Consider the following 13725-nt stretch of genomic DNA (forward strand, 5'->3'; position numbering starts at 1 on the left):
TGTTCTTCACCCGGTGGTGGATCTCGCGGATCGTCGCGTCCTTGGTGATGAGCTCCTGCTCCTGGTGGCGCAGCTCCGACACGTCGCGGCACAGCACGATCGCGCCGATCCGGGTGCCGTGGTCCTTGAGCGGGATCGCCCGGAGCGAGACGGTGACCCCGCGCGCCTCCACATCGGTGCGCCACGGCGCACGCCCCGTGACCACGACGGGCAGCGACTCGTCGACCTGCCGCGAGGGCGGGACGATGCGCGTCGTGACCTCGACCAGGGACTCCCCCTCGAGCTCCTCGTCGAAGCCCATCCGATTGAACGCGCTCAGCGCGTTCGGGCTGGCGAAGGTGACGACGCCGTCGACGTCGATGCGGATCAGGCCGTCGGAGGCGCGCGGGGCGCCGCGGCGCGGCGAGGTCGGCGCGGACAGGTCCGGGAACTCGCCGCCGGAGATCATCCGGAACAGGTCGTCCGCGGCCTCGTTGAAGGTGATCTGCTGCCGCGAGGGCGTGCGCGCCTCGCCGAGGTTCGTGTGCCGGGTGAGCACGCCGACCGGTCGCGTGCGCTGGCCGTCCTTGCCGCGGGTGCGGACGATGGGCACGGCCCTGACTCTGGTCGGCGTCTCCTCGAACCAGTCCGGATTCGCCGAGTCCACGATCTCGGTCGTGTCGAAGGCGCCCTGCACCTGGGTGCGCCACTGCGGCCGCACCCGCTCCCCGACGATGTCGCGGTAGAACAGGGTGGCCGCGCCGCTCGGGCGGGTGTGCGCGACGGCGATGAAGGATCCGTCGGCGGTCGCGATCCAGATCACGATGTCCGCGGAGGCCAGATCGGCCAGCAGCTGCCCGTCGCTCGCGAGTCGGTGCAGCCATTCGACGTCTTCGTCTTCGAGGCAGCCCTGGGCCTGGGCGAGATCACTGAGTGTCGACACCCTACACAGCCTAAGGCGTATCCCCCGCCCCTCATGCGCGGGCGCAGGGCCGACGGCGCGGGGCTCAGAGCATCGCCAGCGACGTGGCCCGCCAGCGCCGGTCCAGCCCCTCCAGCCGCACCGCCACGGCCCTCGTGCGCCCGGGGGTCTGCACGATCAGGGTGGCCTCGACGATGCCGTCCGCCGGCGAGGAGACGTGCGTGGACAGGATGCGGAACACCGGCCTCGCCGGCGCCACCCCGCGCGCGCTCCTCGCTCGCGCCGACAGGTTCGCGCGCGTCGTCAGCACGATGAACGCGTCCTCGGAGAACCAGCGGGCGAGCTGATCCGCCTCGCGCACTCCGGCGAGGACCTCGAGGACGCCGCGCGTCAGGCTCTGCAGCAGCGGAGTCGGATCCGGCAGCTCCGCGCTCGGCGTGGGCTGCGGCGCGAAGTCCTCGAGCGTCATCATCGGCGTTCTCCCCCTCGGGACTCGGATGGCGTGACTCGCATTCGAGCACACCCGTCCGCCGCACGGGGCGGGTCCGCGAAGTCATGTGGACAACCCGTATGCCGTCCCCGGCGCATCCCCTAGCCTCGACGGCATGGAATGGGACCGGCTGTTCGAAGACCTCGAGGACCAGGTGGCCTCGGGCTGGGAGGCGGAGCGCGCGGCCCTGGACGCCGAGGCCGAGCGTCTGCGCATCGCCCGGCTCGACCTGCGCACCCGGCTGAGCGCGCTCGTGGACGAGGGCGGAACGGTCGCGGCCGTGCTCACCGATGCCACGCGCGTGCACGGCCGGCTGCGCGCGGTCGGCGCGGACTGGACCGCCGTGCAGCCGCAGGGGGCGCCGGGGATCGTGCTGCTGCCCGCGCACGCCGTGGAGCTGTGGGCGCTCGACCACGGCGCGCTGCTGAGCAGCAGCGCCGCGGCGGCGCCGCTCTCGCCCCTGCGCGAGCGGATGACGTTCGGGTTCGTGCTGCGCGACCTCGCCCGGCGCCGCAGCGGAGTCACGGTGCGCACCCGCTCCGGCACGGTGCTGGCCGGGACGATCGACCGCGCGGGTTCGGACCACCTCGATCTCGCGCTGCACGATGCGGGCTCGCCGCGGCGCGCCCGCGCGGTCGCGGGTTTCCGGATCCTGCCGTTCGCGTCGGTGCTCTCCCTCGGCACGGACGCTCCCGCCCCCGGCCTCGCCTGAGGAGGATCCGAGTCGTCCCCGGATCCGAGTCGTCCCCGGATCCGAGTCGTCCCCGCCAGCGCACGCCATAGGCTCCGCTCAGGGGGACGACCCGAAAGTGGGGGCCGACGACAGGGACGACTCGAGAGGTCGGCGCACCGACGACCGGGGGCGCGGCGGGCTCAGTCGCCGATGCGGATCGGCGGCCCCCAGAGCTCGGGGAAGCTGGCCGCGTTCGCCTGCCGCCAGAGCGCCCTGCGCCGCGCGTCCTCCGCCTGCTCCGCGAGGTACTCGGCGATCGAGGCCTCCTCGACCCGCCACGCGGCCGGGGCGCCGAGTCTCGCTCCGCGCAGCCGGCCCTGCATGATGAGCTCGAGGATCTCCTCGATCCGCACGCCGAGGAGCTCCGCCACCTGAGCCAGGGCGAGAAAGCGCACGGCAGGCGTGGGTGCGTCGGGCATGCGTCCATTGTGCTCCGCGTCGACGCGTCCGCGGCGGTGGCAGGGGCGCTGTGGATAACTCGCTCGCCCGGATTCGGATTCTGTGACCATGGGCGCATGAGCACCGCACGAGCCGCTCGCCGGCCCTGGACCGATCTGCGCTTCTTCATCGGCCTCTCCCTGATCGTCCTGTCCGTCGCCGGCGTCTGGCTGATCGTGGGCGCGGCGAAGCAGACCCGTCCCGCGCTGCAGGCCGTGCGCACGATCGTCCCGGGCGATCCGCTCACCTCCGCCGATGTGCGCGTGGTGGACGTCGCCCTCGGCACGGTGGGATCCGGCTACCTCACCCCCGGCACGCTCGAGCCCGGCCTGATCGCGACCCGCACGATCGCCGAGGGCGAGCTCGTGCCGGCGTCCGCCGCCTCAGCCGCCGACGAGGGGCGCACCACCTCGGTCGTGGTGCGCAGCGCGGTGCCGGTCCCCGGCTCGATCAGCAGGGGCACCGTGGTCGAGCTGTGGGCGGCCGATCCGCGCGCCGAGGGCAAGGGCTTCGACGCCCCGCACGTGCTGCTGCCCGAGGCGACCGTCGCGTCGGTCGACCGCGAGGACGGCCCCCTGTCGGCGAAGTCCACGACGCTCGAACTCATCGTGAGCCGGGCGAAGGTCGGCGAGGTGCTCGGGGCGCTGACGGGCGGATCCTCGCTGTCGGTGGTGGCGGTCGGGGCCCGATCGTGACCGGGGTCGTCCTGGCCCTGCCCCCGGAGCGCGCCGAGACGCTCGCGGACGAGCTGGAGCTCGCCGGCGTGACGGTGATCGCACGGATGCCGCCGCCCCAGGCCGCCCGCCTGGTCGCGCACGCCGAGGAGCTCCGCGACGCCGAGGCGCTGCTGATCCCGGCGGAGCGGGCGTGGCTGAGCCCGGCCCTGCGCGGGGCGTGCGATCGCGCGGGCGTGCGGATCCTCACGCTGGGCGACGGACCGGCCGCCGCGCGCCTCGCCCACCGCCACGGCCTGAGGGCGCCGCTGCCCGCGTCCGCGAGCGGCTGGGATGTCGCGGACGCGCTCCACGACGCGAGCGCGGGCGTGGACGGCGACGAGACGAGCGCGCACGAGCCCGGCGCAGGAGCCCCGCCGAATCGGCTGATCGCCGTGTGGGGTCCGCACGGCGCACCGGGACGCAGCACGGTCGCGGTGCAGCTCGCCGCGCTCCTCGCCGCCCCGGATCGCGGCGTCGCCCTCGTCGATGCCGACACCCACGCGCCGGCCCTCGCCCTCCTGCTGGGCCTCACCGACGACGGACCCGGCATCGCCGCGGCATGCCGCCGGGCGGAGCTCGGTCTGCTCGACGGCGCCGAGCTCAGCCGCCTCTCCCGGCCCGCGGAGTCCTCCGGCGGCACCGTCGACGTGCTGGTCGGCGTCAACCGCCCCTCGCGCTGGCCCGAGCTGTCCGCCGCGCGCCTGCAGGCCGCTCTCGAGGCCTGCCGGCGCTGGAGCGCGATCACCCTGGTCGATGTCGCCGCCTCGCTCGAGGCCGACGAGGAGATCAGCAGCGATCTCGACGGCCCACGGCGCAATGCCGCCACGCTCACCGCCCTGCGCAGCGCGGACCGCATCGTCGCCGTCGCCGCCGCGGATCCGCTCGGGATCGCCCGGTTCGTGCGCGGTTACGCGGAGCTGCGCGCCGAGGTCGGCGACGTCCCGGTCACGGTCGCCGTCAACAAGGTGCGTCCCGGCCCCCTCGGCATCGACGCACGCGGTCAGATCCGGCGCGCCCTGGACCGGTTCTCCGGCATCCGCGACGTGCATTTCCTGCCGTACGACCGGCGCGCGCTGGACGCCGCGGCGCTGCACGCCAGGCCCGTGCCCGACGTGTCGGGACGCTCGCCGTTCGCGGCCGCGGCACGCGCCCTCGCCGCGACGCTGCTGCGCGACGCGCCCAGCCCCGGGACGCGACGCGAACGGCGTCTCGGGGCTGCCGCGGTCTGACCCCGCGCCGCGTCGGGCTACTGCTTGTAGCTCGCCAGGAAGTTGCCGAGACGCTCGATCGCCTCGGTGATCACGCGCGGCTCCGGCAGCGTCACCACGCGCAGGTGATCCGGCGTCGCCCAGTTGAACCCCGTGCCCTGCACGAGCAGGATGCGCTCCGCGACCAGCAGATCGTAGATGAGCTTCGCATCGTCGTGGATCTCATGCACGTTCGGATCCAGCTTCGGGAAGGCGTAGAGGGCTCCCGTGGGCTTCACGCAGCTGACGCCGGGGATCGCGGAGAGCCCCTCCCAGGCGGCGTCGCGCTGCAGGTGCAGGCGCCCGCTCGGGGCGATCAGCGACTCGATCGACTGCACCCCGCCGAGAGCCGCCTGCACCGCGTGCTGCGCCGGCACGTTCGGGCACAGTCGCGTGGACGCGAGCAGGGTGATCCCCTCGATGAAGCCCCTCGCGTGCTGCTGCGGCCCGGTGATGACGAGCCAGCCCGACCGGTATCCGGCCACGCGGTAGGTCTTGGAGAGCCCGTTGAAGGTGAGGCAGAGCAGGTCGGGCGCGAGCGTCGCGGTGGGGATGTGCTGCGCCTCGTCGAAGAGGATCCGATCGTAGATCTCGTCCGACAGCAGCAGCAGGTCGTTCTCCCGCGCGACCTGCACGATGCCCTGCAGCACCTCGCGCGAGTACACGGCGCCCGTCGGGTTGTTCGGGTTGATGATGACGATGGCCTTGGTGCGCGGGGTCACCTTGGACCGCAGATCCTCCAGATCCGGGTTCCAGCCGTTCTCCTCGTCGCACAGGTAGTGCACCGGCGTACCGCCGGCGAGGCTCGTCATCGCGGTCCACAGCGGATAGTCGGGGGCGGGGATGAGCACCTCGTCGCCCTCGTCCAGCAGCGCCTGCATGGTCATCGTGATGAGCTCGGAGACGCCGTTGCCGAGGTACACGTCCTCGGGATCGACGAGCGGGAAGCCGTCGACCTGCTCATAGCGGCTGACCACGGCGCGGCGCGCGGAGATGATGCCCTTGCTCTCGCTGTAGCCGTGCGCGGTGGGCAGCGTCGCGAGCATGTCGCGGACGATCTGCTGCGGCGCCTCGAACCCGAAGATCGCGGGGTTGCCCGTGTTCAGCTTGAGCACCGAGTGGCCTGCCGCCTCCAGCCGAGCCGCCTCGACGAGTGCGTTGCCGCGGATCTCGTAAAGGACGTTCTTCAGCTTGGACGACTGGTCGAAGGTTCTCGGTGTCATCGGCCAAGATTACCGCCCGCGCGAGGGGGCCTCGTACACGCGGGTCGCGCTACCCGATGCCGGCCGCGCCCGCACGGACCGCCTCGACGTGCGCGATGCGCGCGCGTCGGCTGCTCTCCACGTGCGCCGCGGCGAGTTCGGCCGCGCGCTCCGCGTCGCGCGCCTTGATCGCCTCGAACAGCGCGACATGCTCCCCGCTGATGTGCTGCAGGTCGTCGTGCTGCGAGAGCGCCCAGCGCAGCCTGCTGCGGATGCCCTTCATCATGTCGCTCAGCAGCCGGTTCTCGGCGAGGTCGGTCACGATCTCGTGGAAGTCGGCCGCGGCGCGGCGGGATCCGATCCCGTCCCCCGCGCGTGCGCCCGTCTCCTCCCTTTCCAGGGCCCGCTGGAGCCGGGCGAGGCCGTCCCGCCGGTGGCGCTCCGCCGCGAGCCGGAACGCCAGGGGCTCGAGCACCCCGCGCACCTCGTCGAGGTCGGCGAGGTCGGCGTCCGTGAACTCGCGCACCACGGCCCAGGTGTGCGGACGCAGCTCGACGAGGCCCTCCGCGACGAGCACCTTGAGCGCGTCGCGGACGGGAACACGGCTCACGCCGAACTCTGCGGCGAGGTCACGCTCGATCAGGCGTCCGCCGGGGGCGCGCACGCCGTCGAGGATCGCGTCGCGCAACCACGACGCGATCCGCGCGGATGCGAGTTGACGTCCCCCCGTGCTGGTCACGGCCCCATTCTTCCATCGCGCGATCGCCCCGCACGCCACGACGAGAGGAGGCCGGCGCCCTGGACGGGTGCCGGCCTCCTCTCGTGGCTCTGGGAGCGCGTTACTTCTTCTTGCCCTGGGCGCGACGCTCCGCGCGATTGGCCGGAGCCGCCTGGCCGCCCTCGACGCGCTGCCCGAAGGCACCGCGCGCGGCCGGCTCTGCGGGCTCCTCGCTCTCGGTCTGGGCGCGTGCGGCCGCCTGGCGGAGTCGATCCGTCGCCGCCTGCTGCACCTGGCCGCGGTCATTGCGGACCTCGACATCGCCCGCGTCGTTCGGCGCGGAGTACTCGAGGCGCTGGTCACCCGCCGACTCGGCGAGCCCCTTGGCCTCGACCTCGGTGATGCCCTCGTCGCCCGCCTGACGCACCTCGACCTCGAGGTTGTAGAGGTAGCCGACCGACTCCTCCTTGATCTGGCCCATCATGGCCTGGAACATGGAGTAGCCCTCGCGCTGGTACTCGACCAGCGGGTCGCGCTGCGCCATCGCGCGCAGGCCGATGCCGTCCTTGAGGTAATCCATCTCGTAGAGGTGGTCCCGCCAGCGGCGGTCGAGCACCTGCAGCACCACGCGCCGCTCGAGCTCGCGCGTCGCCGCCTCGCCGAGGGCGCTCTCGCGCTTCTCGTAGGCGACCATCGCGTCGGAGACGAGCTCGCGCTTGAGGCCCTCGGCGGTGATCCCGCCCTTGCGTCCTCCGGCCTCGGCGACCACCTCGTCGATCGTGACGTCGACGGGGTAGAGCGTCTTGAGCTCGGTCCACAGGCTGTCGAAGTCCCAGCTCTCGGTGTGGCCCTCCGCGGTGTGGTCGTCGACGACAGCGCCGATCGCGTCCTCCACGAAGTGCTTCACCCGGTCGGCGATGTCGTCGCCCTCCAGGATGTGCCGGCGGTCGGTGTAGATCGCCTCGCGCTGGCGGTTCAGGACGTCGTCGTACTTGAGCACGTTCTTGCGCATCTCGGCGTTGCGCGCCTCGACCTGGCTCTGCGCGCTGCGGATCGCGCGGGTCACGAGACCCGACTCGATCGGCATGTCCTCGGGGAAGTTCGTGCGCGCGAGGATCGCCTCGGCGGCGCCCTGCTGGAACAGCCGCATGAGGTCGTCGGTGAGGCTCAGGTAGAACCGGCTCTCGCCGGGGTCGCCCTGACGGCCGGAGCGGCCGCGCAGCTGGTTGTCGATACGGCGCGACTCGTGGCGCTCGGTGCCGAGCACGTACAGTCCGCCGGCCTCGACGACCTTGGCGCCCTCGACGGCCACCTTCTCCTTCATCGCCTCGTAGGTCTCCTCCCACGCGGCCTCGTACTCATCCGGCGTCTCCACCGGATCCAGTCCCCTGGACTTGAGGTCCTGCACGGCGAGGAACTCGGCGTTGCCGCCGAGCATGATGTCCGTGCCTCGTCCGGCCATGTTGGTGGCGACGGTCACGGCGCCCAGGCGTCCGGCACGCGCCACGATCTCGGCCTCGCGGGCGTGGTTCTTGGCATTCAGGACCTCGTGCTTGATGCCCTTCTTGCTCAGCAGCCGGGAGAGGTACTCGCTCTTCTCGACGCTGACGGTGCCGACGAGCACGGGCTGCCCGTTCTCGTGGCGCACCGCGATGTCCTCGACCACCTGCGCGAACTTGGCCGTCTCGTTCTTGTAGACGAGGTCCGGCTTGTCCTGGCGGATCATCGGCCGGTTGGTCGGGATCGGCACCACGCCGAGCTTGTACGTGGACATGAACTCCGCGGCCTCGGTGTCGGCCGTTCCGGTCATGCCCGCGAGCTTGTCGTAGAGGCGGAAGTAGTTCTGCAGCGTGACGGTGGCGAGGGTCTGGTTCTCCGCCTTGACCGGCACGGCCTCCTTGGCCTCGATCGCCTGGTGGATGCCCTCGTTGTAGCGCCGACCGACCAGGATGCGGCCGGTGTGCTCGTCGACGATCATGACCTCGTCGTTCATCACGACGTAGTCGGTGTCGCGCTTGAACAGGGCGAGCGCCTTGATCGAGTTGTTCAGGAACGAGATCAGCGGAGTGTTCGCCGACTCGTACAGGTTGTCGATGCCGAGGTAGTCCTCGACCTTCTCGATGCCGGGCTCCAGCACGCCGACGGTGCGCTTCTTCTCGTCGACCTCGTAGTCCTCGCCCGCCTCGAGCGTGCGGGCGATCTTCGCGAACTCGGCGAACCAGCGGTTCGCCTCGCCCGACGAGGGGCCGGAGATGATCAGCGGCGTGCGCGCCTCGTCGATGAGGATCGAGTCGACCTCGTCGACGATCGCGAAGAAGTGGCCGCGCTGGACGAGATCCTCCTTGCGCCAGGCCATGTTGTCGCGCAGGTAGTCGAAGCCGAACTCGTTGTTCGTGCCGTAGGTGATGTCGGCGTTGTACTGCTCGCGGCGCACCTCGGGCGTCTGCCCGGAGACGATCACGCCGGTGGTCATGCCGAGGGCGCGGTAGACGCGGCCCATGAGCTCGGACTGGTAGGTCGCGAGGAAGTCGTTCACCGTGATGACGTGCACGCCCTGGCCGGCGATCGCGTTGAGGTAGGACGGGAAGGTCGCCACGAGGGTCTTGCCCTCACCGGTCTTCATCTCGGCGATGTTGCCCTCGTGCAGGGCCGCGCCGCCCATGATCTGCACGTCGTACGCGCGCATGCCCAGGGTGCGCTTCGCGGCCTCGCGGACGGCGGCGAACGCCTCCGGCATCAGCTGGTCGAGGGTCTCGCCCTTCTCGAACCGCGCGCGCAGCTCGACGGTCTCGTTGCGGAGATCCTCGTCGCTGAGCTTCGCGAAGTCGTCCTCGAGCGCGTTCACGGCCTTGACGACGCCGTTCAGGCGGCGCAGGATCCGTCCCTCTCCCGCGCGCAGCAGCTTCTCAAGAGGATTCGCCACGGATTCCATCTCCCTAGGGGTCTGACCCGCGCGCGACGCGCGCACGGCATACGGACCCATGTTACCGGGCCGTGACCTGTCGATCCCCTGCACCGGACCCGTGGATCGGATCCGAGCCGGCGCACGGCGTTCCGGGCGACGACACACCGCGCGACGGAGACGGACGGATGTTTCCGGGTATGCATATACTCGGAAACAGATTCCGGGAAAGGAAATACCGATGTCCGTTCGCCAGAGCCTCCTCGCCATCCTCGATCAGGGTCCCTGCTACGGGTACCAGCTGCGCGCCGAGTTCGATCGCCGCACCGGCTCGACCTGGCCGCTCAACGTCGGCCAGATCTACAACACGCTCGAGCGCCTGGAGCGCGACGGGCTCGTCGAGCGCGGCGACGCCGACGAGCAGGGGCACGTGTACTGGGCGATCACGCCGGCCGGATCCGCCGAGGTCGCCGGCTGGCTCTCCTCCCCCGTCGAGCGCGGCACGGGCACCCGCGACGAGCTCGCCATCAAGCTGGCGGTCGCCGCGACGCTGCCAGGGGTCGACGTGGCTGCCGTCATCCAGACGCAGCGCAGGGCCTCCTTGGCCCAGCTCCAGGAGCTGCAGCGCACGAAGTACGCCGGCCCTCAGCCGGACAGCCCGCAGGAACTGGCCTGGACGCTCGTGATCGACAGCATGATCTTCCAGGCGGAGGCGGAGGTGCGCTGGCTCGATCACACCGAGCAGCGCCTCGCGCAGCATCCGCGGCACGCGCTGGAGCTCGAGCTCTCCACCGAGCACCCGAAGCGCGGGAGGCCCTCCGCCCGGACCCTCAGCGCGCAGGCGGCCTCGGGGAGCGCGGACGCATGACCGCCCCGGTGCTGCAGCTCATCGGCGTGTCGCAGCAGTACGGGCAGGGGGCCACCGCGGTCAGCGCTCTCTCCGGCGTGGATCTCACGGTGTCGTCCGGCGAGCTGGTCGCCGTCATGGGCGCCTCCGGATCCGGCAAGTCGACGCTGCTCGCGATCGCCGGCGGACTGCAGACCCCGACCGCGGGCGAGGTGATCGTCGAGGACACCTATCTCAGCTCCGCGACCCCGCGGGAGGTCGCGGCGCTCCGGCGCCGCTCACTGGGATTCGTCTTCCAGGACTACAACCTCATCCCGACGCTCACCGCGATGGAGAACGTCACCCTGCCCCTCGAGCTGGACGGGATCGCCGGCAGGGCCGCGCGGCGGGCCGCCCACGACGCCCTCGCCGCGGTGGGCCTCGACGTCAAGGCCTCGTCCTATCCCGACGACCTCTCCGGCGGTCAGCAGCAGCGCGTAGCGATCGCCCGCGCGATCGTGGGCGGGCGACGCCTGATCCTCGCCGATGAGCCCACCGGCGCCCTGGACTCCGTGACCGGGGAGGCCGTGCTGCGCGTGCTGCGCGAGCGCATCGACGGCGGAGCGGCCGGGATCCTGGTCACGCACGAGGCGCGGCACGCGGCCTGGGCGGACCGGATCGTCTTCCTCCGCGACGGGCGGATCATCGACCAGACCCGGCGCGACGACGCCGCCGACCTGCTGGTGGTGCCGTGAGCGGGACGCGCGCGACCCGGCGCACCGCTTCGATGCCCCGCACCAGGGCCGCACGCACCGGACGCCCGGGGCCGCGGCGACGCGATGCCGCGGCGCCACGGAAGCGGAGCGTCTGGCCGCGCCTGCAGGCCGACCTGCGCCTGGCCCGGCGTCAGGTGCTGCGGACGAAGGCCTCCTCCGTCCTGGTGGCGCTGCTCGTGGCCCTTCCTGTGGCAGCGCTCTTCGGCGCGGCCGTGTTCCTGGAGAGCCGCACCGCCACCGCCGACGAGGCCGTGACGCTGCGGCTCGGGCACGCGCAGTCGCTGCTCGTGCCGATCTCGCCGCTCCCGGAGGGATATCGGCAGGCGATCGACGAGCCGTCGATGTCCCAGACCGAGGAAGGGGCGACACCCGGCGCCGGCCCCACGGATCGGCCGCCCACCGAGATCAGCGATCGCGTCCCCCCTGGCGCGCACGTGATCCCGGTCGAGCAGAGCGCGGCCCGGCTCACCACGCCCACCGGAATGGCGAACTTCACCGTGATGAGCGGAAGCCTGTGGGATCCCTCTCTCTCCGGCGCCTTCCGGATCCTGTCCGGCACCGCGCCCTCCGGCCCGCACGAGGCCATGGCGACGCCCGGGCTGCTGGACCGGCTGGGGATCGCGGTCGGCGAACGGGTCACCCTGCCGGACACCGGGACCTCGCTCACCATCACGGGCACCCTGCAGGCGATCGATGCGCAGCGGTACGACGCGACCGCGCTGTACGCGCCGCTCGGCGCGATCCCCGCCGAGACCGCGGGTGCCGGCGCGCGCTCCTGGTACATCACGGACTGGCAGCCACGCTTCGAGGACTTCGCCGCGTTCAACCGCGACGGCTACGGCGTGTACGCGCGGGACGTCGTGCTGGATCCTCCGGCCGGCGCACTCACCGCGAACAACGCCCGCGCACCGCAGGCCCGCTGGGCCTCGTACGCGGCCGGTGCGGTCTTCGCCGTCGCGAGCGGCTTCCTGGTGACCTTGCTCGCGGGTGCCGCGTTCGCCGTCGCCACCCGGCGCCAGCAGCGCTCCCTCGCCGTCGCCGCGAGCGTCGGCGCCGGCCGCGGGGATCTGTTCCGCGTCGTCGTGCTGCAGGGGCTCTCGCTCGGACTGGTCGGGGGCATCGCCGGCGCCGTGCTCGGCGGCGCGGCCGTGGCGATCGCGCTCCGCGTGCTGGACCCGGGCGTGCAAGGGCTCTTCTGGTCGAGCTTCGGGTTCCGGATCCCGTGGGACGCCGCCGTCGCGATCATCGTGTTCGCCGCGCTCGTCGGCACTCTCTCTGCGGTGACTCCTGCCCGCGGCGCGACCCGCGGCGACACCCTCGCGGCACTGCGCGGGGCGCGGAGGCCTGCGGTGCTGCGCAGGAGGTTCCCCGTCTTCGGCGTCGTGCTCCTGGTCTCCGGAGTCGCGATCAGCCTCGCCGGCGGCGTGATCGCGGCCGTCTTCGCCGCCCCGCGGACCTTCGCGATCTACGCCCCCGCGCAGGAGGCGACGAACACGGAGCTCCAGCAGGGGGTGTTCCGCACGATCTCGCTCTGGATGATGATCGGCGGCCCCCTCCTCATCCAGATCGGGATCATCCTCACCGGGCACACGCTCCTGCGCGGCGTCGCACGCGTCCTCTCGCCGATCGGACTCGCGCCGCGCCTGGCCGCGCGCGACGCCGCCGCGAACCCCACGCGCACGGTGCCGGCGTTCACGGCGATCACCGCGAGCGTGTTCATCGCGACCTTCGTCCTCGCGGCCCTCGCCACGACGTCCGCGTCCGGCGCGCGGCAGTACATGTGGGCCGGTCCGCTCGGATCCGTCACCGTGTCGCTCGGCGGCGAGGAGACGCGGCGCGCGCAGATCGAGCAGGACGCGCGGACGCTGCTCGCCGGCACGGATCCTCGGGCGGTGTTCACGATCTCGTCGCCGTCCGCCCCGCCCTACGACCCGGCGACGGGACGACCGGAGCCCACCGATCTGCAGGAGTACCGTGCCTCGGTGCCCGGCTGCGCGACCTGCGCGCCGGGCGGGATGGGAATGCTCGTCATCGCGGATCCGGATGCCGCCGATGCGATGTACGGCGACCGGCTGAGCGACGATCAGCTGCGCGCCTTCCGCGCCGGCGCCCTGCTCACCACGGTTCCGGACTCCCTGGCCACCGTCCCGCGCACGGCGCGGATCGACGCGTACCCTGCCGGCACGCTCGGCGGCGCCTTCACCGGCGAGGAGAAGCCCACGTCCTCGGAGGAGCTCCCGCTCGTCGGGGTGCCGACGGCGCACTCCCGGTTCGATGCCGTGATCACCCCGGCGACGGCGGCGCGGCTCGGCATCCCCACCGTCGCCGCCACCTTGATCGGCGTCTACGACACCCCGCCGGACACGGCGACGATGGATCGGCTCACCGCCGATGCCGACGGCATGAGCGGGCGCGGCTCCGGCATGTCCGTGATGCAGGAGAAGGGCCCCGCCCCCGCCACGCCGTGGCTGGCACTGGTCGCGGGAGTGGCCGGCGGGATCGTGCTCGGCGCCGCCGCGATCAGCCTCGGGCTGAGCCGTTTCGAGCGGCGACCCGACGACGCGACCCTGGCCGCCATCGGCGGGAATCGCATCGTGCGCCGTAACGTCAACGCCTGGCAGGCCATCATCATCACGGGGCTCGGCGCTCTCCTGGGGGTCGTCAGCGGACTGGTGCCGGCCTGGAGCATGGTGATCGCCAATCCGCAGAGCCTCTCTCCCGCAGATCTGCCCCTGCTCTGGCTGCTGGCGCTCGCGGTGGGCCTGCCTCTGTTCGT

The 13725-nt window shown here is 72.3% G+C and carries 12 protein-coding genes; 6 read left to right on the plus strand and 6 right to left on the minus strand.

Annotated elements, in window-relative coordinates:
- Together B7X32_RS11355 and B7X32_RS11360 are read right to left on the minus strand one after the other, a co-directional pair.
- Positions 1–922: histidine kinase N-terminal domain-containing protein (locus tag B7X32_RS11355; protein ID WP_292719568.1), on the minus strand; the 922-nt coding region annotated here is incomplete at its 3' end.
- Between the two features lie 64 nt (positions 923–986).
- Positions 987–1373, minus strand: a complete 387-nt coding sequence (locus B7X32_RS11360) for an Rv3235 family protein (RefSeq protein WP_292719570.1) — start codon at positions 1371–1373, stop codon at positions 987–989.
- Positions 1374–1506: 133 nt separating this feature from the next.
- Between B7X32_RS11360 and B7X32_RS11365 the strand changes: the two genes are divergently transcribed.
- Positions 1507–2103 (plus strand): hypothetical protein, encoded by a 597-nt coding sequence (locus B7X32_RS11365; protein ID WP_292719572.1) that lies wholly within the window; start codon positions 1507–1509, stop codon positions 2101–2103.
- Between the two features lie 161 nt (positions 2104–2264).
- Here the strand turns inward: B7X32_RS11365 and B7X32_RS11370 are convergent, their stop codons facing one another.
- Positions 2265–2543 carry a helix-turn-helix domain-containing protein gene (locus B7X32_RS11370; RefSeq protein WP_292719574.1) on the minus strand — a complete coding sequence of 93 codons (279 nt, stop codon included), beginning with the start codon at positions 2541–2543 and terminating at the stop codon, positions 2265–2267.
- Between the two features lie 96 nt (positions 2544–2639).
- On the opposite strand from B7X32_RS11370, the gene B7X32_RS11375 reads away from it, so the two are divergent.
- Positions 2640–3257 carry an SAF domain-containing protein gene (locus B7X32_RS11375; protein WP_292719576.1) on the plus strand — a complete coding sequence of 206 codons (618 nt, stop codon included), beginning with the start codon at positions 2640–2642 and terminating at the stop codon, positions 3255–3257.
- The gene (locus B7X32_RS11380; RefSeq protein WP_292719578.1) at positions 3254–4507 is read left to right on the plus strand and encodes a P-loop NTPase; all 1254 of its coding nucleotides are present in this window, start codon (positions 3254–3256) and stop codon (positions 4505–4507) included. Before B7X32_RS11375 ends, B7X32_RS11380 begins: the two co-directional genes overlap by 4 nt.
- Before the next feature lie 17 nt (positions 4508–4524).
- Here B7X32_RS11380 and B7X32_RS11385 read toward each other — a convergent pair whose 3' ends face one another.
- From B7X32_RS11385 to secA, 3 genes are all read right to left on the minus strand, one after another.
- A complete protein-coding gene (locus tag B7X32_RS11385; protein ID WP_292719580.1) occupies positions 4525–5748 on the minus strand; it encodes a pyridoxal phosphate-dependent aminotransferase in 1224 nt (407 codons plus the stop codon).
- 49 nt (positions 5749–5797) lie between these two features.
- Complete coding sequence (locus tag B7X32_RS11390; RefSeq protein ID WP_292719582.1) at positions 5798–6466, minus strand: GntR family transcriptional regulator; 669 nt, start codon at positions 6464–6466, stop codon at positions 5798–5800.
- 100 nt (positions 6467–6566) lie between these two features.
- Positions 6567–9368, minus strand: a complete 2802-nt coding sequence (gene secA, locus B7X32_RS11395; RefSeq protein WP_292719584.1) for a preprotein translocase subunit SecA — start codon at positions 9366–9368, stop codon at positions 6567–6569.
- Positions 9369–9588: 220 nt separating this feature from the next.
- Between secA and B7X32_RS11400 the strand changes: the two genes are divergently transcribed.
- From B7X32_RS11400 to B7X32_RS11410, 3 genes are all read left to right on the plus strand, one after another.
- Positions 9589–10215 (plus strand): PadR family transcriptional regulator, encoded by a 627-nt coding sequence (locus B7X32_RS11400; protein ID WP_292719586.1) that lies wholly within the window; start codon positions 9589–9591, stop codon positions 10213–10215.
- On the plus strand, positions 10212–10928 hold the full coding sequence (locus B7X32_RS11405; protein WP_292719588.1) for an ABC transporter ATP-binding protein: 717 nt from the start codon (positions 10212–10214) through the stop codon (positions 10926–10928). Before B7X32_RS11400 ends, B7X32_RS11405 begins: the two co-directional genes overlap by 4 nt.
- Positions 10925–13725: FtsX-like permease family protein (locus B7X32_RS11410; protein ID WP_292719590.1), on the plus strand; the 2801-nt coding region annotated here is incomplete at its 3' end. The genes B7X32_RS11405 and B7X32_RS11410, both read left to right, overlap by 4 nt.

The sequence above is a fragment of the Microbacterium sp. 13-71-7 genome, from assembly GCF_002257455.1.
GTDB lineage: Bacteria > Actinomycetota > Actinomycetes > Actinomycetales > Microbacteriaceae > Microbacterium.

Excerpts from the sequence above, each read along its gene's own strand:
- B7X32_RS11385 (WP_292719580.1), bottom strand. The coding sequence starts at position 5,748 with ATGACACCGAGAACCTTCGACCAGTCGTCCAAGCTGAAGAACGTCCTT.
- B7X32_RS11360 (WP_292719570.1), bottom strand. The coding sequence starts at position 1,373 with ATGATGACGCTCGAGGACTTCGCGCCGCAGCCCACGCCGAGCGCGGAG.
- B7X32_RS11405 (WP_292719588.1), top strand. The coding sequence starts at position 10,212 with ATGACCGCCCCGGTGCTGCAGCTCATCGGCGTGTCGCAGCAGTACGGG.
- B7X32_RS11400 (WP_292719586.1), top strand. The coding sequence starts at position 9,589 with ATGTCCGTTCGCCAGAGCCTCCTCGCCATCCTCGATCAGGGTCCCTGC.
- B7X32_RS11375 (WP_292719576.1), top strand. The coding sequence starts at position 2,640 with ATGAGCACCGCACGAGCCGCTCGCCGGCCCTGGACCGATCTGCGCTTC.
- B7X32_RS11365 (WP_292719572.1), top strand. The coding sequence starts at position 1,507 with ATGGAATGGGACCGGCTGTTCGAAGACCTCGAGGACCAGGTGGCCTCG.
- B7X32_RS11370 (WP_292719574.1), bottom strand. The coding sequence starts at position 2,543 with ATGCCCGACGCACCCACGCCTGCCGTGCGCTTTCTCGCCCTGGCTCAG.